We start from the raw sequence: 2500 nt of genomic DNA on the forward strand, positions 1-2500 counted from the left end.
ATCCCGTCGATATGGACTCTTGGGGAAGATCAGCCTGTTATCCCCGGGGTACCTTTTAGCCGTTGAGCGACACCACTTCCACACGTCGGTGCCGGATCACTAGTCCCAGCTTTCGCTCCTGCTCGACCCGTCGGTCTCACAGTCAAGCTCCCTTGTGCACTTACACTCGACACCTGATTGCCAACCAGGCTGAGGGAACCTTTGGGCGCCTCCGTTACTCTTTAGGAGGCAACCGCCCCAGTTAAACTACCCACCAGACACTGTCCCCCACCCGGATCCACGGGCGCGGGTTAGACATCCAAAACGATCAGAGTGGTATTTCACCAATGACTCCACCTGAACTAGCGTCCAAGCTTCCCAGTCTCCCACCTATCCTACACAAACCGTTCCAAACACCAATGTCAAGCTGTAGTGAAGGTCCCGGGGTCTTTCCGTCCTGCTGCGCGAAACGAGCATCTTTACTCGTAGTGCAATTTCACCGGGTCTGTGGTTGAGACAGCGGGGAAGTCGTTACGCCATTCGTGCAGGTCGGAACTTACCCGACAAGGAATTTCGCTACCTTAGGATGGTTATAGTTACCACCGCCGTTTACCGGCGCTTAAGTTCTCACCTTCGCCCATCACTGGGCTAAGCGGTCCCCTTAACGTTCCGGCACCGGGCAGGCGTCAGTCCGTATACATCGTCTTACGACTTAGCACGGACCTGTGTTTTTAGTAAACAGTCGCTTCCCCCTGGCCACTGCGACCCCCACCAGCTCAGAGAGTAAATCCCATCACCAGCAGAGGCCCCCCTTCTCCCGAAGTTACGGGGGCAATTTGCCGAGTTCCTTAACCACAGTTCACCCGAACGCCTTAGTATTCTCTACCTGACCACCTGAGTCGGTTTAGGGTACGGGCCGCCATGACACTCACTAGAGGCTTTTCTCGGCAGCATAGGATCACCCACTTCGCCACAATCGGCTCGGCATCACACCTCAGGATCAATGCGAGACGGATTTGCCTATCTCGCTCCCTACATGCTTACCCCGGGACTACCATCGCCCGGGCTGGGCTACCTTCCTGCGTCACCCCATCGTTTACCTACTACCAGATCAGGTCCAGCGTTCCCTTGAAAGAAACCCGAAGGAATCAAACAAGGTAAGGACTGTTAGTATCACTGGCCTCGATATGGGCGCATCACAGCGGGTACGGGAATATCAACCCGTTATCCATCGACTACGCCTGTCGGCCTCGCCTTAGGCCCCGACTTACCCTGGGCGGATTAGCCTGCCCCAGGAACCCTTGGTCATCCGGCGCAGAAGTTTCTCACTTCTGATTCGCTACTCATGCCTGCATTCTCACTCGCGTCGCCTCCACAACTCGATCACTCGGCTGCTTCGCCGGCGACACGACGCTCCCCTACCCATCCACAACTCACGTTGCGAATGCCACGACTTCGGCGGTGTACTTGAGCCCCGCTACATTGTCGGCGCGGAATCACTTGACCAGTGAGCTATTACGCACTCTTTCAAGGGTGGCTGCTTCTAAGCCAACCTCCTGGTTGTCTCTGCGACTCCACATCCTTTCCCACTTAGCACACGCTTAGGGGCCTTAGTCGGTGATCTGGGCTGTTTCCCTCTCGACTACGAACCTTATCGCCCGCAGTCTCACTGCCACGCTCTCACTTACCGGCATTCGGAGTTTGGCTGACGTCAGTAACCTTGTCGGGCCCATCGGCCATCCAGTGCTCTACCTCCGGCAAGAAACACGCGACGCTGCACCTAAATGCATTTCGGGGAGAACCAGCTATCACGGAGTTTGATTGGCCTTTCACCCCTACACACAGATCATCCCCCAGGTTTTCAACCCTGGTGGGTTCGGTCCTCCACGCGGTCTTACCCGCGCTTCAACCTGCCCATGCGTAGATCACCCCGCTTCGGGTCTACAGCATGCGACTCAACGCCCTATTCAGACTCGCTTTCGCTACGGCTCCCCCACACGGGTTAACCTCGCCACACACCATAACTCGCAGGCTCATTCTTCAAAAGGCACGCAGTCACATCACAGACGTCCGAAAACGTCTACGCTCCTACGGCTTGTAGGCACACGGTTTCAGGTACTATTTCACGACCCCTCACCGGGGCGCTTTTCACCTTTCCCTCACGGTACTAGTTCACTATCGGTCATCAGGGAGTATTTAGGCTTACCAGGTGGTCCTGGCAGATTCACACAGGATTTCTCGGGCCCCGTGCTACTTGGGATCCCCTCAAACAGTCAGCGAAGTTTCGCCTACCCGGCTCTCACGGTCTACGGCGCAATTTCCCAAAAGCTTCGACTACCACGCTGATTTCTTACTGTCTGGAAGACCGGCAGATCTCCCCAGAGGGTCCCACAACCCCGCATACGCAACGCCCGCCGGCTATCACACGCATACGGTTTGGCCTCATCCGCTTTCGCTCACCACTACTCACGGAATCACTCTTGTTTTCTCTTCCTACGGGTACTGAGATGTTTCACTTCCC

The 2500-nt window shown here is 56.0% G+C and carries 1 rRNA gene (running past both ends of the window); it reads right to left on the reverse strand.

What is annotated here, in order from left to right:
• Positions 1–2500 (reverse strand): 23S ribosomal RNA (locus AW273_RS35725) (it extends past both window edges: 343 nt to the left, 189 nt to the right).

This window comes from Herbidospora yilanensis, from assembly GCF_001570565.1.
GTDB classification, from domain to species: Bacteria; Actinomycetota; Actinomycetes; order Streptosporangiales; family Streptosporangiaceae; genus Herbidospora; species Herbidospora yilanensis.